We start from the raw sequence: 1661 nt of genomic DNA, 5'->3' as shown, positions 1-1661 counted from the left end.
GTGTTTTCCACACAGCATTGTCTCCATAGAAAGGAGGTGATCCAGCCGCACCTTCCGATACGGCTACCTTGTTACGACTTCACCCCAATCATCGGCCCCACCTTAGACGGCTGGCTCCTTGCGGTTACCCCACCGGCTTCGGGTGTTACCAACTTTCGTGGTGTGACGGGCGGTGTGTACAAGGCCCGGGAACGTATTCACCGCAGTATGCTGACCTGCGATTACTAGCGATTCCGACTTCACGCAGGCGGGTTGCAGCCTGCGATCCGAACTGGGACCGGGTTTATGGGGTTCGCTCCGCCTCGCGGCTTCGCTTCCCTCTGTTGCCGGCCATTGTAGTACGTGTGTAGCCCAGGACATAAGGGGCATGATGACTTGACGTCATCCCCGCCTTCCTCCAGGTTGTCCCTGGCAGTCTCCCATGAGTCCCCAACTTAATGATGGTAACATGGGATAGGGGTTGCGCTCGTTGCGGGACTTAACCCAACATCTCACGACACGAGCTGACGACAGCCATGCACCACCTGTCTTCATGTCTCCGAAGAGAGGGGCGTATCTCTACGCCTTGCAATCGATGTCAAGCCCTGGTAAGGTTCTTCGCGTTGCGTCGAATTAAACCACATACTCCACCGCTTGTGCGGGCCCCCGTCAATTCCTTTGAGTTTAAGCCTTGCGGCCGTACTCCCCAGGCGGGGTACTTATTGCGTTAACTCCGGCACGGAAGGGGTCGATACCTCCCACACCTAGTACCCATCGTTTACGGCCAGGACTACCGGGGTATCTAATCCCGTTCGCTACCCTGGCTTTCGCATCTCAGCGTCAGACACAGTCCAGAAAGGCGCCTTCGCCACCGGTGTTCTTCCCAATATCTACGCATTTCACCGCTACACTGGGAGTTCCCCTTTCCTCTCCTGCACTCAAGTGCCCCAGTTTCCATCGCCATACGGGGTTAGGCCCCGCAGTTTCACGACAGACTTAAGGCACCGCCTACATGCGCTTTACGCCCAATAATTCCGGACAACGCTTGCCACCTACGTATTACCGCGGCTGCTGGCACGTAGTTAGCCGTGGCTTCCTCGTACACTACCGTCATTGCTTCCCGTTGTTGATAGAAAGCACGTTCGTCATGTACAACAGGGCTTTACGTTCCGAAGAACTTCCTCACCCACGCGGCGTTGCTCCGTCAGGCTTTCGCCCATTGCGGAAGATTCCCCACTGCTGCCTCCCGTAGGAGTCTGGGCCGTGTCTCAGTCCCAATGTGGCCGTTCATCCTCTCAGACCGGCTACCGATCGTCGCCTTGGTAGGCCGTTACCCCACCAACCAGCTAATCGGACGCAGGCCCATCCCCCGGCGATAGCTTATAAATAGAGGCCATCTTTCAAAATAACACCATGCGGTGCTATCTTCGTATCCGGTATTAGCACCCCTTTCGGGGTGTTGTCCCAATCCGGGGGGCAGGTTGCCTACGCGTTACTCACCCGTTCGCCACTAGGATTCTGCCGAAACAAAATCCCCGTTCGACTTGCATGTGTTAGGCACGCCGCCAGCGTTCGTCCTGAGCCAGGATCAAACTCTCCATAATACTTTATAGAAAGCCGATTCGGCTCTTCTTGTTGTTCAGAATTTCTTTGACTTTTCAGGTCTGTCCCCGAAGGGGCTG

1 rRNA gene is annotated in these 1661 nt (G+C 55.9%); it reads right to left on the bottom strand.

The annotated features are described in order from the left end of the window. Positions 1–29: 29 nt before the first annotated feature. Positions 30–1583 (bottom strand): 16S ribosomal RNA (locus tag BM159_RS11780). Between the last annotated feature and the right edge of the window lie 78 nt (positions 1584–1661).

Source organism: Succiniclasticum ruminis DSM 9236 (genome assembly GCF_900112895.1).
Taxonomy (GTDB): Bacteria; Bacillota; Negativicutes; order Acidaminococcales; family Acidaminococcaceae; genus Succiniclasticum; species Succiniclasticum ruminis.
The sequence above is the reverse complement of the archived record's forward strand: the minus strand, read 5'-3'. Positions and strand labels throughout refer to the sequence as shown.